Origin of the sequence: Streptomyces sp. GDS52, assembly GCF_052246875.1 — a bacterium.
Classification (GTDB): Bacteria; Actinomycetota; Actinomycetes; order Streptomycetales; family Streptomycetaceae; genus Streptomyces; species Streptomyces cathayae.
Window position 1 is genome coordinate 459,767 of the sequence record NZ_JBQQCR010000002.1, and the last position, 14,564, is coordinate 474,330.

Annotated in this window: 13 protein-coding genes; 2 read left to right on the top strand and 11 right to left on the bottom strand. The window is 73.2% G+C overall.

The genetic code is table 11. The annotated features are described in order from the left end of the window. Window positions 1-79 precede the first annotated feature (79 nt). A complete protein-coding gene (locus ACTWJ9_RS32600) occupies window positions 80-1,867 on the top strand; it encodes a serine hydrolase (protein WP_443296111.1) in 1,788 nt (595 codons plus the stop codon). A gap of 60 nt (window positions 1,868-1,927) precedes the next feature. Here ACTWJ9_RS32600 and ACTWJ9_RS32605 read toward each other — a convergent pair whose 3' ends face one another. The 4 genes from ACTWJ9_RS32605 to ACTWJ9_RS32620 form a co-directional block, all read right to left on the bottom strand. After that, complete coding sequence (locus ACTWJ9_RS32605) at window positions 1,928-3,490, bottom strand: phytoene desaturase family protein (RefSeq protein ID WP_387039731.1); 1,563 nt, start codon at window positions 3,488-3,490, stop codon at window positions 1,928-1,930. A 108-nt stretch (window positions 3,491-3,598) separates the two neighbouring features. Next, on the bottom strand, window positions 3,599-5,893 hold the full coding sequence (locus ACTWJ9_RS32610; RefSeq protein WP_443296112.1) for a tetratricopeptide repeat protein: 2,295 nt from the start codon (window positions 5,891-5,893) through the stop codon (window positions 3,599-3,601). Continuing rightward, window positions 5,875-6,393, bottom strand: a complete 519-nt coding sequence (locus tag ACTWJ9_RS32615) for a hypothetical protein (RefSeq protein WP_443296113.1) — start codon at window positions 6,391-6,393, stop codon at window positions 5,875-5,877. Before ACTWJ9_RS32615 ends, ACTWJ9_RS32610 begins: the two co-directional genes overlap by 19 nt. A gap of 176 nt (window positions 6,394-6,569) precedes the next feature. Beyond that, window positions 6,570-6,941, bottom strand: a complete 372-nt coding sequence (locus tag ACTWJ9_RS32620) for a ferredoxin (protein ID WP_279337551.1) — start codon at window positions 6,939-6,941, stop codon at window positions 6,570-6,572. A 144-nt stretch (window positions 6,942-7,085) separates the two neighbouring features. Here ACTWJ9_RS32620 and ACTWJ9_RS32625 point away from each other — a divergent pair, with 144 nt between their 5' ends. Then, window positions 7,086-7,487, top strand: a complete 402-nt coding sequence (locus ACTWJ9_RS32625) for a DUF6479 family protein (RefSeq protein WP_279337550.1) — start codon at window positions 7,086-7,088, stop codon at window positions 7,485-7,487. A 4-nt stretch (window positions 7,488-7,491) separates the two neighbouring features. Here the strand turns inward: ACTWJ9_RS32625 and ACTWJ9_RS32630 are convergent, their stop codons facing one another. The 7 genes from ACTWJ9_RS32630 to ruvB form a co-directional block, all read right to left on the bottom strand. Further along, window positions 7,492-8,739 carry a M20 family metallopeptidase gene (locus ACTWJ9_RS32630; RefSeq protein ID WP_443296115.1) on the bottom strand — a complete coding sequence of 416 codons (1,248 nt, stop codon included), beginning with the start codon at window positions 8,737-8,739 and terminating at the stop codon, window positions 7,492-7,494. Between the two features lie 262 nt (window positions 8,740-9,001). Beyond that, on the bottom strand, window positions 9,002-10,105 hold the full coding sequence (gene recA / locus ACTWJ9_RS32635) for a recombinase RecA (protein WP_443296116.1): 1,104 nt from the start codon (window positions 10,103-10,105) through the stop codon (window positions 9,002-9,004). Between the two features lie 283 nt (window positions 10,106-10,388). Then, the gene (locus ACTWJ9_RS32640; RefSeq protein ID WP_443296117.1) at window positions 10,389-10,877 is read right to left on the bottom strand and encodes a single-stranded DNA-binding protein; all 489 of its coding nucleotides are present in this window, start codon (window positions 10,875-10,877) and stop codon (window positions 10,389-10,391) included. Between the two features lie 11 nt (window positions 10,878-10,888). Continuing rightward, complete coding sequence (locus tag ACTWJ9_RS32645) at window positions 10,889-11,800, bottom strand: zinc finger domain-containing protein (protein WP_443296118.1); 912 nt, start codon at window positions 11,798-11,800, stop codon at window positions 10,889-10,891. Next, entirely contained in the window at window positions 11,800-12,312 is a 513-nt protein-coding gene (locus tag ACTWJ9_RS32650; protein WP_387039739.1) for a hypothetical protein, read from the bottom strand. The genes ACTWJ9_RS32645 and ACTWJ9_RS32650 overlap by 1 nt, the downstream gene beginning before the upstream one ends. Next, window positions 12,309-13,265, bottom strand: coding sequence for an ATP-binding protein (locus tag ACTWJ9_RS32655; protein ID WP_387039741.1), 957 nt, complete (start codon window positions 13,263-13,265; stop codon window positions 12,309-12,311). Before ACTWJ9_RS32655 ends, ACTWJ9_RS32650 begins: the two co-directional genes overlap by 4 nt. 238 nt (window positions 13,266-13,503) lie before the next feature. Beyond that, window positions 13,504-14,559, bottom strand: a complete 1,056-nt coding sequence (gene ruvB, locus ACTWJ9_RS32660) for a Holliday junction branch migration DNA helicase RuvB (RefSeq protein WP_443296119.1) — start codon at window positions 14,557-14,559, stop codon at window positions 13,504-13,506. Window positions 14,560-14,564 lie beyond the last annotated feature (5 nt).

A 14,564-nucleotide genomic window follows, 5' to 3' on the forward strand; every position in this document is an offset into this window, starting at 1 on the left:
CAGGAAAGTTTCACCCCGCAAGGCGATCCCCGAAAGATTCTTTCAGGCCGCCCGCGGCCACGACACGGGAGGAACCCCCATGACGGACGCAGGGTCGAGCGGTCTCACTCGCCGGCAACTCGGCGGGCGCGCAATGGCTCTGGGCGGCGCCCTGGCCTTCGCCTCCCTCCCGGCCGGCCCCGCGGCGGCGGCCTCGCCGCCGGCGGCGTCGGACGGCGGGCGCCCGACCCTGCGGCACGGATCGGCCCGGCAGGCCGGCCTGCTCACGGAGCATCTGGACCGACTCGTCACCGACGCCGAGGCGTTCCTCGGTCCGTCCCCCGAACACCCCTGGTACGCGGGCGCCGTGCTGCTCGCCGGACGCGGCGGCACCGTCGCGCTCCACCGGCCCATCGGCATGGCCGTGCGCTACCGGGCGTACGACGAGAAGACCGACACCGGCGTCGAGTTCCCGGCGGACCGGCAGATCCCCATGGCCGAGGACACCGTCTTCGATCTGGCCTCGGTGTCGAAGCTGTTCACCTCCGTCCTCGCCGTGCAGCAGATCGAACGGGACACCCTGGAACTGGAGGCGGCCGTCGCCTCCTACCTGCCGGACTTCGGCCGCGCCGGCAAGGCTGACGTGACGGTCCGCCAACTGCTCACACACACCTCGGGTTTCCGCCCCTGGATCCCGCTCTACGGCGCACCCACGTACGAGGAGCGCATCCGGCTCGTCCTCGACGAGGCGCCGGTCAGCCCTCCGGGCACGGCGTACGCGTACTCGGACCTGAACCTGATCTCGCTCCAGCTGGTGCTGGAGCAGGTCACGGGCCGCACCCTGGACGTCCTGCTCCATGACGACATCACCGGCCCGCTGGGCATGCGGCGCACCCGCTACAACCCGCCCGCCTCCTGGAAGCCGCGGATCGCCGCCACCGAGGACGCCCGCCTGCCCTGGTCCGGTCTCGACCGGGGGCTGGTGTGGGGCGAGGTGCACGACGAGAACGCCCACAGCCTGGGCGGGGTCGCGGGCCACGCGGGCGTGTTCTCGTGCGCCTGGGACCTGGCCGTACTCGGGCGGACCCTGCTCAACGGCGGCCGCTACGGCCGGGCCCGCGTGCTGAGACCGGAGTCGGTGGACCTGATGTTCACCGACTTCAACACCGACTTCCCCGGGGACGAGCACGGACTGGGCTTCGAGCTGTACCAGCACTGGTACATGGGGGCGATGGCCACCCCGCGCACGGCGGGCCACACCGGCTTCACCGGCACCGCGCTGGTGCTCGATCCGACCACCGACTCCTTCCTCGTCGTGCTCGGCAACTCGGTGCACCCCGTACGCAGTTGGCGTTCGGGGTCGGCTCCCCGCGTGGCCGCCGCGAACCGGTTGGCCCGCGCGGTCCCGGTCCGTCCGGCGCGGGGAGGCACGGCCTGGTTCTCCGGGATGGCGAGTTCGGCGACGGCAGCCCTCACCCTGCCCGCGGTGGACACCTCGTCCGGCGGCGCGCGGCTGCGCTGCGCCCTGTGGTGGGACACCGAGCCGCGCTCCGACGTCCTCACCCTGGAGGCCACGGCGGACGGCGGCGCGACCTGGCAGCCGGTGCCGTTCACCACGCAACGCCGGGGCGGGGAGCCGCAGCGGCATCCCTCGGGCACCGCCACCGGCTGGTCGGGCCGTGTCTGGCACGCACTCACCGCCGGCCTGCCCGCCGCACGGAGCCTCACCCTGCGCTGGCGTTACGCGACGGACCGGCTGTACGTCGGACGCGGTGCGTACGTCGACGGGATGCGCGTCGCGACCGGTGACGGCGTGCTGTTCGACGAGGCCCGCCCGGCGGACGCGGCACGCGTCCGGGCCGTGGGGTGGAGCCGGTCGGCCGACTGACACCCGGCCGCCCTCCGCCGGTCCTTCCCTCCTCCTCCGGCTCCCCTCGGGTCTGTCCCGTCAGCCCGCCTCCAGGACCGCCATGGCCGCGTTGTGCCCCGGCACCCCGCTCACCCCGCCGCCGCGCACCGCGCCCGCACCGCACAGCAGGACGTTGGTGTGCCGGGTCTCCACGCCCCACCGGCCGGTGCCGTCCTGGGCGTAGGGCCAGGACAGCGTGCGGTGGAAGATGTTCCCGCCGGGCAGCCCGAGTTCGCGGTCCAGGTCCAGCGGGGTCTTCGCCTCCAGACACGGCCGCCCGTCCGCGTCGGTCGCCAGGCAGTCGGCGAGCGGTTCGGCCAGCTGGGCGTCGAGCTGGGCGAGCGTCGACTTCAGCAGCTCCTCCCGCACGGCGTCGTTGTCCCGTTCGAACAGCCGGGCCGGGGTGTGCAGGCCGAAGAGCGTGAGCGTCTGGTAGCCCTGTGCGGCGAGGTCCGGGCCGAGGATCGTCGGGTCGGTGAGCGAGTGGCAGTAGATCTCGGAGGGCGGCGCGGCGGGCAGTTCACCGGCGGCGGCCTGCGCGTGTGCGGCGGCCAGTTGCCCGTATCCCTCGGCGATGTGGAAGGTCCCGGCGAACGCCTCGCGCGGGTCGACGGAGCTGTCGCGCAGCCTGGGCAGCCGCTTGAGCAGCATGTTCACCTTGAGCTGGGCGCCCTCGGCCGGGGCGGGGGGTGTGTCGCCGGTCAGCGCCGCCAGCTCCCGCGGGGAGGCGTTCACCAGGACGTGCCGGGCGGCGGCGACCCCCTCGCCGTCGGCCGTGCGGTGGGTGACCTCGGCCGTGCGGCCGTCCGTGTCGATCCGTACCACCTCGTGACCGGTGGCGATGACGGCGCCCGCCTCGCGCGCGGCGGCGGCCAGCGCGTCGGTGAGGGCGCCCATGCCGCCGACCGGCACGTCCCAGTCGCCGGTGCCGCCGCCGATGACGTGGTAGAGGAAGCAGCGGTTCTGCTGGAGTGTGGGGTCGTGGGCGTCGGCGAAGGTGCCGATGAGGGCGTCGGTGAGGACCACGCCCCGCACGAGGTCGTCGGTGAAGCGCTCCTCGACGGCGACCCCGATCGGTTCCTCGAACAGGGTCCGCCAGGCCTCCTCGTCGTCGATCGCGTCACGCAGCTCCTCGCGGGTGGGCAGCGGTCCGGTGAGGGTGGGGAAGACCCGCTCGGCGACGCGGCCGGTCATGCCGTAGAAACGCTGCCAGGCCCGGTACTCGCGGTCGGATCCGGTCAGGCGGGCGAACGCCTCGCGGGTACGTCGCTCGCCGCCGCCGACGAGCAGCCCGGTGGGCCGCCCGTCGCGTTCGACCGGGGTGTAGGAGGAGATGGTGCGGGCGCGTACCCGGAAGTCGAGCCCCAGGTCCCGGACGATCTTCCGGGGCAGCAGGCTGACCAGGTACGAGTACCGGGACAGCCGTGCGTCGACACCGGCGAACGGCCGGGTGGACACCGCCGCCCCGCCCGTACGGTCCAGCCGCTCCAGCACCAGGACGGAGCGTCCCGCCCGGGCCAGGTAGGCGGCGGCGACGAGACCGTTGTGGCCTCCACCGACGATGACGGCGTCGTACGTCCGGGTTCCCTCGTCTGCGCTCATGTGGTTCTTCGTAGCACGTGCGGCTCCGCGCCGACCAGGCAGCGGGCCTCGTCGGCCACGGCGCCGCCCCGCCCTGCCCCGCCGTGCCGTGCCGTGCCGTGCCTGCCGTCAGGCTCCGCCCGCGGTCCGCCGCCGTCGCAGTCCCGCCACCTCGCGGTGCAGCGCGGCGGCCGCGGCGCCGTGGCCGAGCCGCTCCAGACAGCGGGCCTCGTCGTCGCGGGCGGTGAGGGTGTCGGGGTGGTCCGCGCCGAGGACGCGTTCCCGGCCGGCGGCCACCTTGCGGTACTCGGTGAGTGCTTCCGCCCAGCGGCCCAGCCAGCCCAGACCGACGGCGACCTCGCGGCGGCTGACCAGGGTGTCCGTGTGGTCGGCGCCGAGCGCCCCCTCACGCAGGGCGCACACCGCGCGGGACTCGGCGAGGGCCTCCGCCCAGCGGCCGAGCCGGCCGAGGTTGACGCCCAGACCGTGCCGGGCGCGCAGCGTCTCGGGGTGGGCGGGGCCCTGGACCCGGGTGCGGTCGTCGACCAGGCCGCGGTAGAGGTCGAGGGCCTGTGCGGTGTGGCCGAGCCGGCCCAGGCCGATGCCGGTCTCGTAGCGGGCGGCGAGCGTGTCGGGGTGGTCCGGTCCGAGGACCCGCGCGCGGGCCCCGGCGACCTCGCGGTAGGCCTCCAGGGCCTCCGTCCACCGGCCCAGCTGCCCGAGCGTGTAGGCGACCTCGTAGCGGGTGACCAGGGTGTCCGGATGGTCGGGGCCGAGCACCCGGGCGCGGGCGGCGGCCACTTCGCACGCCATGCTGTACGAGTCCTCCAGACGGCCGAGCCTGGAGAGGTTGAAGGCAAGGTTGTGCCGGCAGCGCAGGGTGTCGGGATGTTCGGCCCCCATGGTGCGCTCGCGGGCCGAGAGCACCGACAGATAGACCTGGTGGGCGTCGAAGGGCCGGCCCAACTGGGCCATGACGTACGCCATTTCCTGACGGGCGGCCAGGGTGTCGGGGTGGTCGGACCCGAGCGCGCGGATACGGGCCTCGGCCACGTGCTTGTACGCGCGCAGCGCGTCGGCGGCGCGGCCGGTGCGGCTGAGGGTGAAGGCGACCTCGTAGCGGCTGGCGAGGGTGTCGGGGTGGTCCGGGCCGAGGAGGTGTTCGCGCTCCGCGGCGACCGCGCGGTGCACCTCCCCCGCCTCCGTCCAGCGGCCGAGGCGGCCCAGGCTCAGGCCCGCGTTGTGCCGTCCGGCCAGGGTGGTCAGGGCTCCCGGCGACGGGGTGGGCCGCTCCTCCTGCGGGGACGGCTCGGCACGGCCGGTCGCGGGGCGGGCGATCCACTCGCCGGACAGCCCGGCCGCCGGGCCCGGGGGCGTGGTGCGCGCTCCGGTGACGACCGCCTTGCGGCCGCTGGTCATGCCGCTGGTCCAGGACGGCAGCCGGGGCGCGCCCGCCGCCGGCTCGGGCGCCTGGACCGCCGGAGGCGGCAGGGCCACCTGTCCGCCCGCACCGGTCGGGCCCGCGGGCTCCGGCCAGGCCGTCACCGCGGCCGGTACCGGCAGCCGGGCCGGCGCGGCCCGCAGTGCGCCGACCCGGCGGGCCAGTTCGCGTGCGCTGTCGGGGCGTCGGCCCGGTTCCTTGGCCAGCAGGTCGAGGATGATCCGCTCCAGCCGCTCGGGCAGTTCGGCGCGGTGGCCGCGCGGCGGCCGGGGCGGGGTGTCACGGTGGCCGACGAGGATCGCCCACGCGTCGTCGAGGTCGAACGGGGGCACCCCGGTGGCGATCTCGTAGAGCACGCAGCCGAAGGAGTACAGGTCGCTGCGCCGGTCGACCTCAGTGCCGCTGATCTGCTCCGGTGACATGTAGTGCGGCGTGCCCATCGCGACACCGGTGCCGGTCAGCCGGGACGTGAATCCGATGTCGTGGCCGAGGTGGGCTATGCCGAAGTCGCAGATCTTCACGGTGCCGTCGGCGAGCCGCACGATGTTGGCGGGCTTCAGGTCCCGGTGCACGATGCCCTGGTCATGGGTGTACGCGAGGGCGGCGGCGACCTGCTCGGCGATCTCCACGACCTCGTCGACCGGCAGCGGATGCTGCTTGTTGTCCTCCAGGAGCCGGCTGAGGTCACGTCCCTGCAGCAGCTCCATCACCAGATACAGCACTCCGTCGGACTCGCCGAAGTCGTGCACGACGGTGATCCCGCGGTGCTGCAGGGACGCCGCCACCCGGGCCTCCCGCCGGAACCGCTCACGCAGTACCCCGCTGAAGGCGTGGTCGTGGTGGGCGTTCAGTGGTTTGAGGCACTTCACGGCGACCTGTCTGCCCAGTGACTCGTCGCGTGCCCGCCACACCTCCCCCATGCCGCCCCGCCCGATCGGATCGAGCAGCCGGTACCGGCCGTGGATCAGCCTGCTGTCCCCCATCTCCCGCCCCCGTCGATGTCCAACGCGCCCTCCCCTGGCCCGTCCAGTATGGCGATGTCTCGCCCGATTTTGTACGGTGCCCGCCTCGTACGGTGCGCCCCTCCTCCGGGACGCCCGGTGCGGCGGCGGTCCCGGCGTCCCGCCGCACCGGGAACCGGGAGCCCGGCGACCGCCACGGCCACCGGGCTCCCGGCCTGTCCACATCCGTCCCGGCCCGCCCTTCCCGCGTCCGAGGGCGTCCGCGCCGTACCGGCGGTGCGCACCGGCATCCTGCCCGGGTCGCCGACCGTGGCGACGGCCTCCACCGTGGCCGCACCCGCCGGCACGACGGCGCCCGCCGGCAGCGCGGTCCCGTGCGGCCGGGCCGTCCGCTCGACCGCTTCCGGTTCCCGTTCCGGGTGACCGGGGATGCCGGCCGGCGAACCGGTCGCCACCACCTCGCCGTCCACGTACGGGCCGACCGCGAGATCGGCCGGATCCGCTCGGGGTTCCGGGCCCACAGCGGTCCACCGGGCGGGCCCGGTCCAGGAGCCCCTGTCCGTCCAGGAGCCCCTGCCCACTCGGCGAACGTCCCGCAGGCGTTGTCGTCGAGAGGGCCGGCTTCCTCGACCGGAGCACCGAGCAGCTCCGCCTCAGGGGAAACGCGCAGCGGTGCCCCTGAGGAGTGCCCCCGTCGTCAGTTCAGCGTGGTGAGGAAGTCCGTGCAGGCGCGCGCGCAGGCCCGGCACGCCTCGGCCGTGCGCTCCGCGCCGGGGTGCCCGTCGAAGACGTGCGCGCCCTCCAGGCACACCTGCCGGCACCACTCCACCTGGAGCCGGATGGTCGTCTCGTCCACCTGGCTGTCCTCGGACAGCACACGGCACGTCGCGTCGCACACCTCCGCGCACGTGATGCCCTTGCGGCGCACGAGTTCCTGGTCCCTGCCGCTGTCCGGGTCCACGAGACTCGCCCGCACCGCGCAGGCCCGTGCGCACTCCGTGCACGCCTGTGCACAGGCGAAACGGTCCTCGAGAAACCGGAACAGCTCCTGCTGCGATGTCGTCGTCACGCCGCGCGGGTAGCCCTGGCCGCGGGCGGTCAAACCCGCCGCACTCCGGGGTTCCTCGTCCGTCCCCCACGGCCGGTCCCCCAGGGGGGTGTCCCGTGGCCCGTCCACAGGGTTCGGCGGGCGTGTTCCGGGCACTCGGAAGCCATGCTGAGTACTGCGGTGAACACCCTGATGCACGCCTCCCGGACCGAGTCGGCCGACCTCGCCGCGAGCCGCGGCACCATCGGCATCGGACTGATCGTGGTGGCCGTGCTGGTCGTGGGCCTGCTGATCGGCCTGTTCACGGTCGGCAGCCGCCGGGTCGGGCGCGGGGACTCACCCAGGCCGCGCCCCGATGAACAGCCCCGGATGCCCGAGGGCGGCCCGGTACGTGAGACCCGTGAACGCCGGGAGCCCGACGAGATGCCCCGGAGCGACGACCGCCTGCTGCCGCACGACCTGCACGGCGGCAGCTCCGGCAGCCGCACCGGTGCCTCCCAGGACCGGCCCCGCTGGGAGGAGGGCGGCAGCGGCGGGTTCGGCAGCGGCGGGCCGGGCCGCCACTGACGGATCAGGTGCCGAGCCAGGCGAGGGCGGCCACGGTCAGGGCGCGGACGCCGGTGTCCAGGGTGGGCTGGAGGAGGGGGGCGAAGGCGGGACTGTGGTTGACGGGGATGTCCTGGTCGAGGGTGCCCCTGCGGGCGGCCTCGGCGTAGCGGTCGGGGTCGACGCATCCGATGCCCCAGTAGGTGAACGGCACCCCGAACGCCCCGGGGATCTCGCTCATGTCCTCGCTCGCGGTCTGCAGGTCGATGGTGTGCGCGTCGTCCCCGAAGTGCGCGGCGAAGGCCTCGGCGACCCGTCGGGTCGCCGCCTCGTCGTTGACGGTGGGCGGGAAGGAGGTGGTCCGCTCGATCTCGGGCTCCCGGGGCGAGCGGGACGCCTCGCACTCGGCACGGACGATCCGGGTGATCGCGTCCAGGACGTGGCTGCGGGTGGCGTCGTCGTAGGTGCGCACGTTGAGTTCGATGACGGCGCTGTCGGGAATGACGTTGGGGCCGGTGCCCGCGTGGATGCTGCCGACCGTGACCACGGCCGGGGTCGTGGCTGCCAGTTCCCGGGAGACGACGGTCTGCAGACGTACGACGATCATCGCGGCCATCACGACGGGGTCCACCGCGGCCTGGGGCATGGAACCGTGCGCTCCCCGTCCGTGGACGGTGATGCGCAGGCTGTCGGCCGCCGACAGGAACGGGCCGGGGCGGGTGCCGACGTATCCGGCCGGATAGGGCAGCACGTGCTGGGCCAGCACCACGTCGGGCCGGGGCGACCTGGACGTCAGCCCGTCGGCGATCATGGCCTTGGCTCCGTCGCCGTTCTCCTCCGAGGGCTGGAAGAGCGCCACGAAGGTGCCCCGCCAGGTGTCGCGGTTCTCGGCCAGCAGGTGCGCGCAGCCCAGCAGGCAGGTCACGTGCATGTCGTGTCCGCAGGCGTGCATGACGGGCTGCTCGGTGCCGTCCGGGGCGGTCACGGTCGCGGTGGAGGCGTAGGGCAGGCCGGTCTGTTCGCGCACCGGGAGGGCGTCCATGTCGGCACGCGCCATGACGGTCGGGCCGTCCCCGTTCTCCAGGACCCCGATCACGCCGGTCCCGCCGACGCCGTCGGTGACCTCGTGGCCGAACGACCTCAGGGCTTCGGCCACCTTTCCCGCGGTGCGGTGCTCCCGCAGTCCGAGTTCGGGGTGCCGGTGCAGGTCCCGGTAGACCTCCTCGAGACGGGTGCGGAGGCCGTCCGGCACGACGGGGGCGCGGTCGCTCATGGGGGGCTCCTTGACGCGGGGGGGGCACTGCTGTCACCGGCGACCGCCCGGAACCCGGCCACCGTGAGGCGGGCGCGGCGCACGGTCGGCTCCGGGCCCCTCCAGGGTTTGCTCTTCCCCCCACGGACGATTCGACCACACGGCGGCGAGTTGCGCGGGCCGGAAGCGCGCCACCGAAACGGCGACGGACAGCGCGCTGGACCTGGCGGGCGCGGCGGAGTCAACGGGTCGGCGCGAGGGCGCCGGCGCTCACGCGGATCTCCTACAGGTGGAGCCCCGCGTGGTCGGCCGGCGCCCTCGTGAGGCCGATGGAGACCGCGGGGACGGCGTCGGCGCCGGGCTCCGCCGACTCCGCCGGAGGAGTCTCCGGCCGCACCCCGATGCCGAGCTTCTCCAGGATCTTCTTCTCGATCTCGTCGGCGAGGTCGGGGTTGTCCTTGAGGAAGGCGCGGGCGTTCTCCTTGCCCTGGCCGAGCTGGTCGCCCTCGTAGGTGTACCAGGCACCGGCCTTGCGGACGAAGCCGTGTTCGATGCCCATGTCGATCAGCCCGCCCTCGCGGCTGATGCCCCGGCCGTAGAGGATGTCGAACTCGGCCTGCTTGAAGGGCGGTGCGATCTTGTTCTTGGCGATCTTGCAGCGGGTGCGGTTGCCGACCGCCTCGGTGCCGCTCTTGAGGGTCTCGATCCGGCGGATGTCGATGCGCACCGAGGCGTAGAACTTCAGCGCCCGGCCACCGGTGGTGGTCTCCGGGGAGCCGAACATCACACCGATCTTCTCGCGCAGCTGGTTGATGAAGATCATCGTGGTCCTCGACTGGCTGAGCGCGCCGGCGATCTTCCGCAGCGCCTGGCTCATCAGCCGGGCCTGCAGGCCCACGTGCGAGTCGCCCATCTCGCCCTCGATCTCCGCGCGCGGCACCAGCGCCGCCACGGAGTCGATCACGATGAGGTCGACGGCACCGGAGCGGATCAGCGTGTCGGCGATCTCCAGCGCCTGCTCGCCGGTGTCCGGCTGGGACAGGATCAGGTCGTCGATGTCGACGCCGAGCCTCTTCGCGTATTCGACGTCGAGGCCGTACTCGGCGTCGATGAACACCGCGGTCCCGCCGGCCCGCTGCACGTTGGCTATGGCGTGCAGCGCGATGGTGGTTTTCCCGCTCATCTCCGGGCCGTAGATCTCCACGACCCGCCCACGCGGCAGGCCTCCCATGCCGAGGGCCACGTCGAGGGCGAGGGAGCCGGTCGGGATGACCTCGATGGGGGTCCAGGGGTCGTCGCCGAGGCGCATGACCGAGCCCTGGCCGAACCGCTTCTCGATCTGGGCGAGGGCGAGTTCGAGCGCCTGCTCGCGGTCCTGTTCCTTCATGGTCGCCACCCTGGGGGTTCTGTGCGCCTTCCCTGCGCACATGTCGGATACGTGCTCTTCGATCGCGGCAGCTCTCGGTCCCCTTCTTCGAGTTCTTCGAGTTCTTCGAGCCCCTGGCCGGCACCGACGACCCGCCCCCACCTCGGGGCGGTCTCCCGGTATTCGGGATGGCAGTCGGTGCAGGTCAGGCCGATGGCGGCGGCCGGGGTCCAGTTCTCGAGCCGTGCCTGGCCGTTTGGCGGAAGGTCCTTCATGACGATCACCCGGCGGGGCTTCACCCGGGTCAGAAAGGGAACGTGGGGCTGTGGTGCTCGCGGGAGGCGCTTTCGTCCCCGTCGGGAGCGCCCGGCGCGTCGTTCGGTGCGGGCGGGACGGTGTCGAAGAGGGTGCCGTCGGGCACGCCCACGCGCGGAGTCCTGCTGACCGTCGCGGCGGCGTAGCGCAGGGAGGGGCCGATCTCCAGGGCCTCCAGTTCGATGACGGTCCGCTTCTCGCCTTCCCTGGTCTCGTACGTCCGCTGGTGCAGCCGCCCCTGGACGATGACGCGGGTGCCGCGTGCCAGGGACTGCGCGACGTGTTCCGCCGTCTGCCGCCAGGCCGAGCAGCGCAGGAACAGCGTGTCGGCGTCCCTCCACTCGTCGCTCTGCCGGTCGAAGGTGCGGGGCGTGGAGGCGACGGTGAAGTGTGTGACCGCGTCGCCGGACGGGGTGGTGCGGATTTCGGGGTCGTCGGTCAGGTTGCCGACGACGGTGACGACGGTCTCGCCGACCATGAGAGGTACTCCTAACGCACGAACGGACGGGGGGAGTTGACTGTCCGACGACAACGCTGCCGTTCCGGGGGCTCCCCGGGCGCACTGCCCGGCCCCTTCTCGCCTCGCTCTCCTTGTCCCTCTGGTTCTTCTGGTTCTTCTGGTTCCTCTGGTTCTCCTCGCTCTTCTCGTTCGTCAGGCCCCGCCGCGATGAGCCTCGACGCATGGGCCGGAGCGTTCTTCATCGGGATGCCGAGCCGGGGGACGGTACAGGGGCGGCCGGCGGCGGCCCGGCACCAGGGGCAGGGCACGCGAAGGGCGTGGGCACGGAGGTCGCGCCTCGAGCGTCCGACGGGGGCGGGCGACGACTGGGCCGGGACGGCGGGTGCCCGCTTGACACGCTGTCCCGAGGCGATCGCGGTCACGATCGCGAGGAGTTCCGCGCGGTAGCGGTGCGGGTCGTCCGGGTCGGCGTCCGGGAGCGGCAGTGGGTCGCGGGCGAGCCGCTCCTCCCGGATCGCGTGCACCTCGGCACGGATGTCGGCGGCGTCGATGGGGGACTGTCTGCGGCCCAGCCGGATCACGGCTTCCCGCGTGTCGGCGATGTCCAGGTCGGCGAGCAGGAGGTGCCAGGCGTCCGTCGCGGTCTCCTCCAGATGCATCGACGGGCACATCGCCGCGACCAGGGCGGCGAGTTCCGCGGTCTCGGTCGGCGTCATCTGTTCCTCCCTTCCGCGGGGTCGCGTCCCGGTGGGTGCCGGTACCCCGTCTCCCGACCCGTCCGCCGCCTGCCGGTACAGGTACAGGACGGTCCCGCAGGCGCAGCGCAGCCGCCCGTCGCTCTCGAGACTCCAGCGGCCGCAGCCGAGGTGACCGGCTTGTGAGATCAGGAACCACAGAGTGGCGGGCAGGTCCCTGTCGGAGCGCGCCGTGGCGGTGGTCATCACGTCTCGCCACCGCCGAGGGCGAGCAGCCGGCGCAGGTCGATCTCGCCGGTGTGCCAGGCACGGGCGACCCGTTCCGCTCCGCCGGGCACGGGCCGCAGGCTGAACGAACGCGGTTCGGAGGCCGGCTCCACCGCCAGTCCCGGGATCACCTCGCCGGTGTGCGGGTCGGCGACCGGGTCGAAGCAGGCGAGCCGGCCGAAGAACTCCCGCCTCCAGGCGGGGCGCACCCGGACCAGGGTCTCCACCTCGCCGGGGTGGTTCACGGCCACCCAGGCGGTGAAGGCGTCCTCGTCGGCGACCACGACCGTCGGCTGGGGGTCGATGAGCGTGAGGGTGGCGATCGGGATGTCGTCCGGCAGGGTCACCCGCATCGACTTGAGGGCGAGCTCGGCGCGAGCCGCGCGCAGCCCGTCGAGGACCGCGCGGCGCTCGGCCCGGTACTCGGCCTCCACCGCGTCGCGCAGCACCCTGAGCACGACGACCCGGGTGGCGCGGTCCCGGAGGTTCACGCTGCCTCACCCTTACGCTCGGTCCGCTCGGTCCGCTCGGTCCGCCCTGTCTGCTCGGTCTGCTTTCCCGCCTCTTTCTTCGCCTCGGTGCCGCGGCGCACGATGAGCTCGCCCAGCGTGGTCGAGCACCCGTCGGGGTCCAGGACGGCGGCGGCGAGCAGGTTGTGCCGGCGCACCTCCTCGTAGAGGCCGCGGAGCTCCTCGTAGGTGGTGTGCGGGGCGGTGGCGGTCATGAGGTAGTCGGACGCGCTCGGGGTGGGCTTGCCGGCGTTGAGCCAGTCCAGGACGGCCTCGGCGAACGCCGCATCCGGCTTGCGGACGACGAGCCCGGCGAGTGGCTTCGCCCGGGACTTGGAGATCACCAGGGTGTTCTCGTGGTCGAGGTCGCCGACGATGTCGAACTCGTACTCGATGCCCTCCCGCTGCTCGGGCTTGAGCCCGACCTTGCGCGGCACCTTGCGCCCGCGCTCGTCCGCCTCCACCACGTACTCGGTCTTGGTGCGCATGGTGGCGATGAGATGACCGGGGTAGGCGAGCAGGGCGTCGATCATCGCCCGCTCCAGGGGGCGGGCCTCCCGCCAGCCCGCGAAGGTGTTGCCTCCCGCGACGCGCTTCGCGGCGTTGTCGACCTGCTCCAGCATCCCGCCCGAGCCGGACCAGAAGTGCGTGAGCGAGTCGACGATCACGACGTCGTAGCCCTCGTGGGCGGCCACCGCGAGCGCCTCGACGAGCGCGGGGGGTTCGAACGTCGCGAGCGGGAGGGTGTCGAAAGCGAACTCGTCGGCGTACTTGGAAGCGCTGCCGTGCTCGGTGTCGATCAGGGCGATCCGGTCGCCGATCCCGGTGCCGATGACGAGCGCGCTGTAGGTCTTGCCCGACCCGGTGGGTCCGGTGAGCGCGATGCGGGCCTTGGCCTGCTCCTTGGTTGCGGGGGTGAAGGTGAAGCTGTTCACGCCGTTCTCCTCTGGCGCATCCGACGGCGGTTCGGGGTGGGCTTGGGGAGGGACGGAACACGGTCCTCACCCGGCAAGACGTGCACCCACACGGCCGACGCCTCAGTTCGAATACCTGTTCGAAACCGATGGGAATCCCACGCTAGGCGCGAACAGGGGGTGAAATCAACACTTTCCTCAGAAAAAGTGGACAGAAGGTCATCTATCGTCTTCAAGTGCCGGAACGAGCGCGCCCGCGTCAGCGCCCCGGTGGCACGAGACCGAAGTGCTCCCACGCGGCGGGCGTGGCGATCCGGCCGCGCAGGGTGCGGGCCAGCAGGCCCTCCCGGACCAGGAACGGCTCGGCCACCTCCGCGACGGTCTCCCGTTCCTCCCCCACCGCGACCGCGAGTGTGGACAGGCCGACCGGTCCCCCGCCGAACAGCCTGAGCAGCGCGCCGAGCACCGCCCGGTCGAGCCGGTCCAGGCCGCGGCCGTCGACCTCGTAGACCGCCAGGGCCGCCGTGGCGATCTCGCGGGTGACCACGCCGTCGGCCCTGACCTGGGCGTAGTCCCGGACCCGGCGCAGGAGGCGGTTGGCGATGCGGGGGGTGCCGCGCGAACGGCCGGCGATCTCGGCAACCCCCTCGGGCGTCGTCTCCACCTCCAGCAGTCGGGCGGAGCGGTGGATCACCCGCTCCAGCTCGGTGGGCTCGTAGAACTCCATGCGCGCGGTGAAGCCGAAGCGGTCGCGCAGCGGGGGCGGCAGCAGACCCGCCCGCACGGTGGCGCCGACCAGGGTGAACGGGGGCAGTTCGAGGGGGATGGCGGTCGCACCCAGCCCCTTGCCGACGATGACGTCGACGCGGAAGTCCTCCATCGCCATGTACAGCATCTCCTCGGCGGGCCGGGACATCCGGTGGATCTCGTCGAGGAAGAGCACCTCACCCTCCTGGAGGGAGGACAGGATCGCCGCGAGGTCGCCGGCGTGCTGGATGGCCGGGCCGGAGGTGATGCGGATGGGGGCTTCCATCTCGGCCGCGATGATCATGGAGAGGGTGGTCTTGCCGAGACCGGGGGCGCCGGACAGCAGCACGTGGTCGGCGGTGGCACCCCGCGCGCGGGCGGCGCGCAGCACCAGGTCGAGCTGCTCGCGGACCTTCTCCTGGCCGATGAACTCGTCCAGGTCCTTGGGCCGCAGGGCGGCCTCGACGGCCTGGTCCTCCCCGTCGGCGACAGACCCCACCAACCGCTCCGCGGCGGGGCTGACGAGCCGTCCGATGAGGGCGGCGGTTTCGGCTTCGTCCCGGGTCATGCGGT

What these genes read in the sequence shown, in the direction of transcription:
- ACTWJ9_RS32630 (WP_443296115.1), bottom strand. Translation starts at nt 8,739, where the DNA reads ATGAGCGACCGCGCCCCCGTCGTGCCGGACGGCCTCCGCACCCGTCTC.
- ruvB (WP_443296119.1), bottom strand. Translation starts at nt 14,559, where the DNA reads ATGACCCGGGACGAAGCCGAAACCGCCGCCCTCATCGGACGGCTCGTC.
- ACTWJ9_RS32600 (WP_443296111.1), top strand. Translation starts at nt 80, where the DNA reads ATGACGGACGCAGGGTCGAGCGGTCTCACTCGCCGGCAACTCGGCGGG.
- recA (WP_443296116.1), bottom strand. Translation starts at nt 10,105, where the DNA reads ATGAAGGAACAGGACCGCGAGCAGGCGCTCGAACTCGCCCTCGCCCAG.
- ACTWJ9_RS32610 (WP_443296112.1), bottom strand. Translation starts at nt 5,893, where the DNA reads ATGGGGGACAGCAGGCTGATCCACGGCCGGTACCGGCTGCTCGATCCG.
- ACTWJ9_RS32625 (WP_279337550.1), top strand. Translation starts at nt 7,086, where the DNA reads ATGCTGAGTACTGCGGTGAACACCCTGATGCACGCCTCCCGGACCGAG.
- ACTWJ9_RS32645 (WP_443296118.1), bottom strand. Translation starts at nt 11,800, where the DNA reads ATGACCACCGCCACGGCGCGCTCCGACAGGGACCTGCCCGCCACTCTG.
- ACTWJ9_RS32640 (WP_443296117.1), bottom strand. Translation starts at nt 10,877, where the DNA reads ATGGTCGGCGAGACCGTCGTCACCGTCGTCGGCAACCTGACCGACGAC.
- ACTWJ9_RS32605 (WP_387039731.1), bottom strand. Translation starts at nt 3,490, where the DNA reads ATGAGCGCAGACGAGGGAACCCGGACGTACGACGCCGTCATCGTCGGT.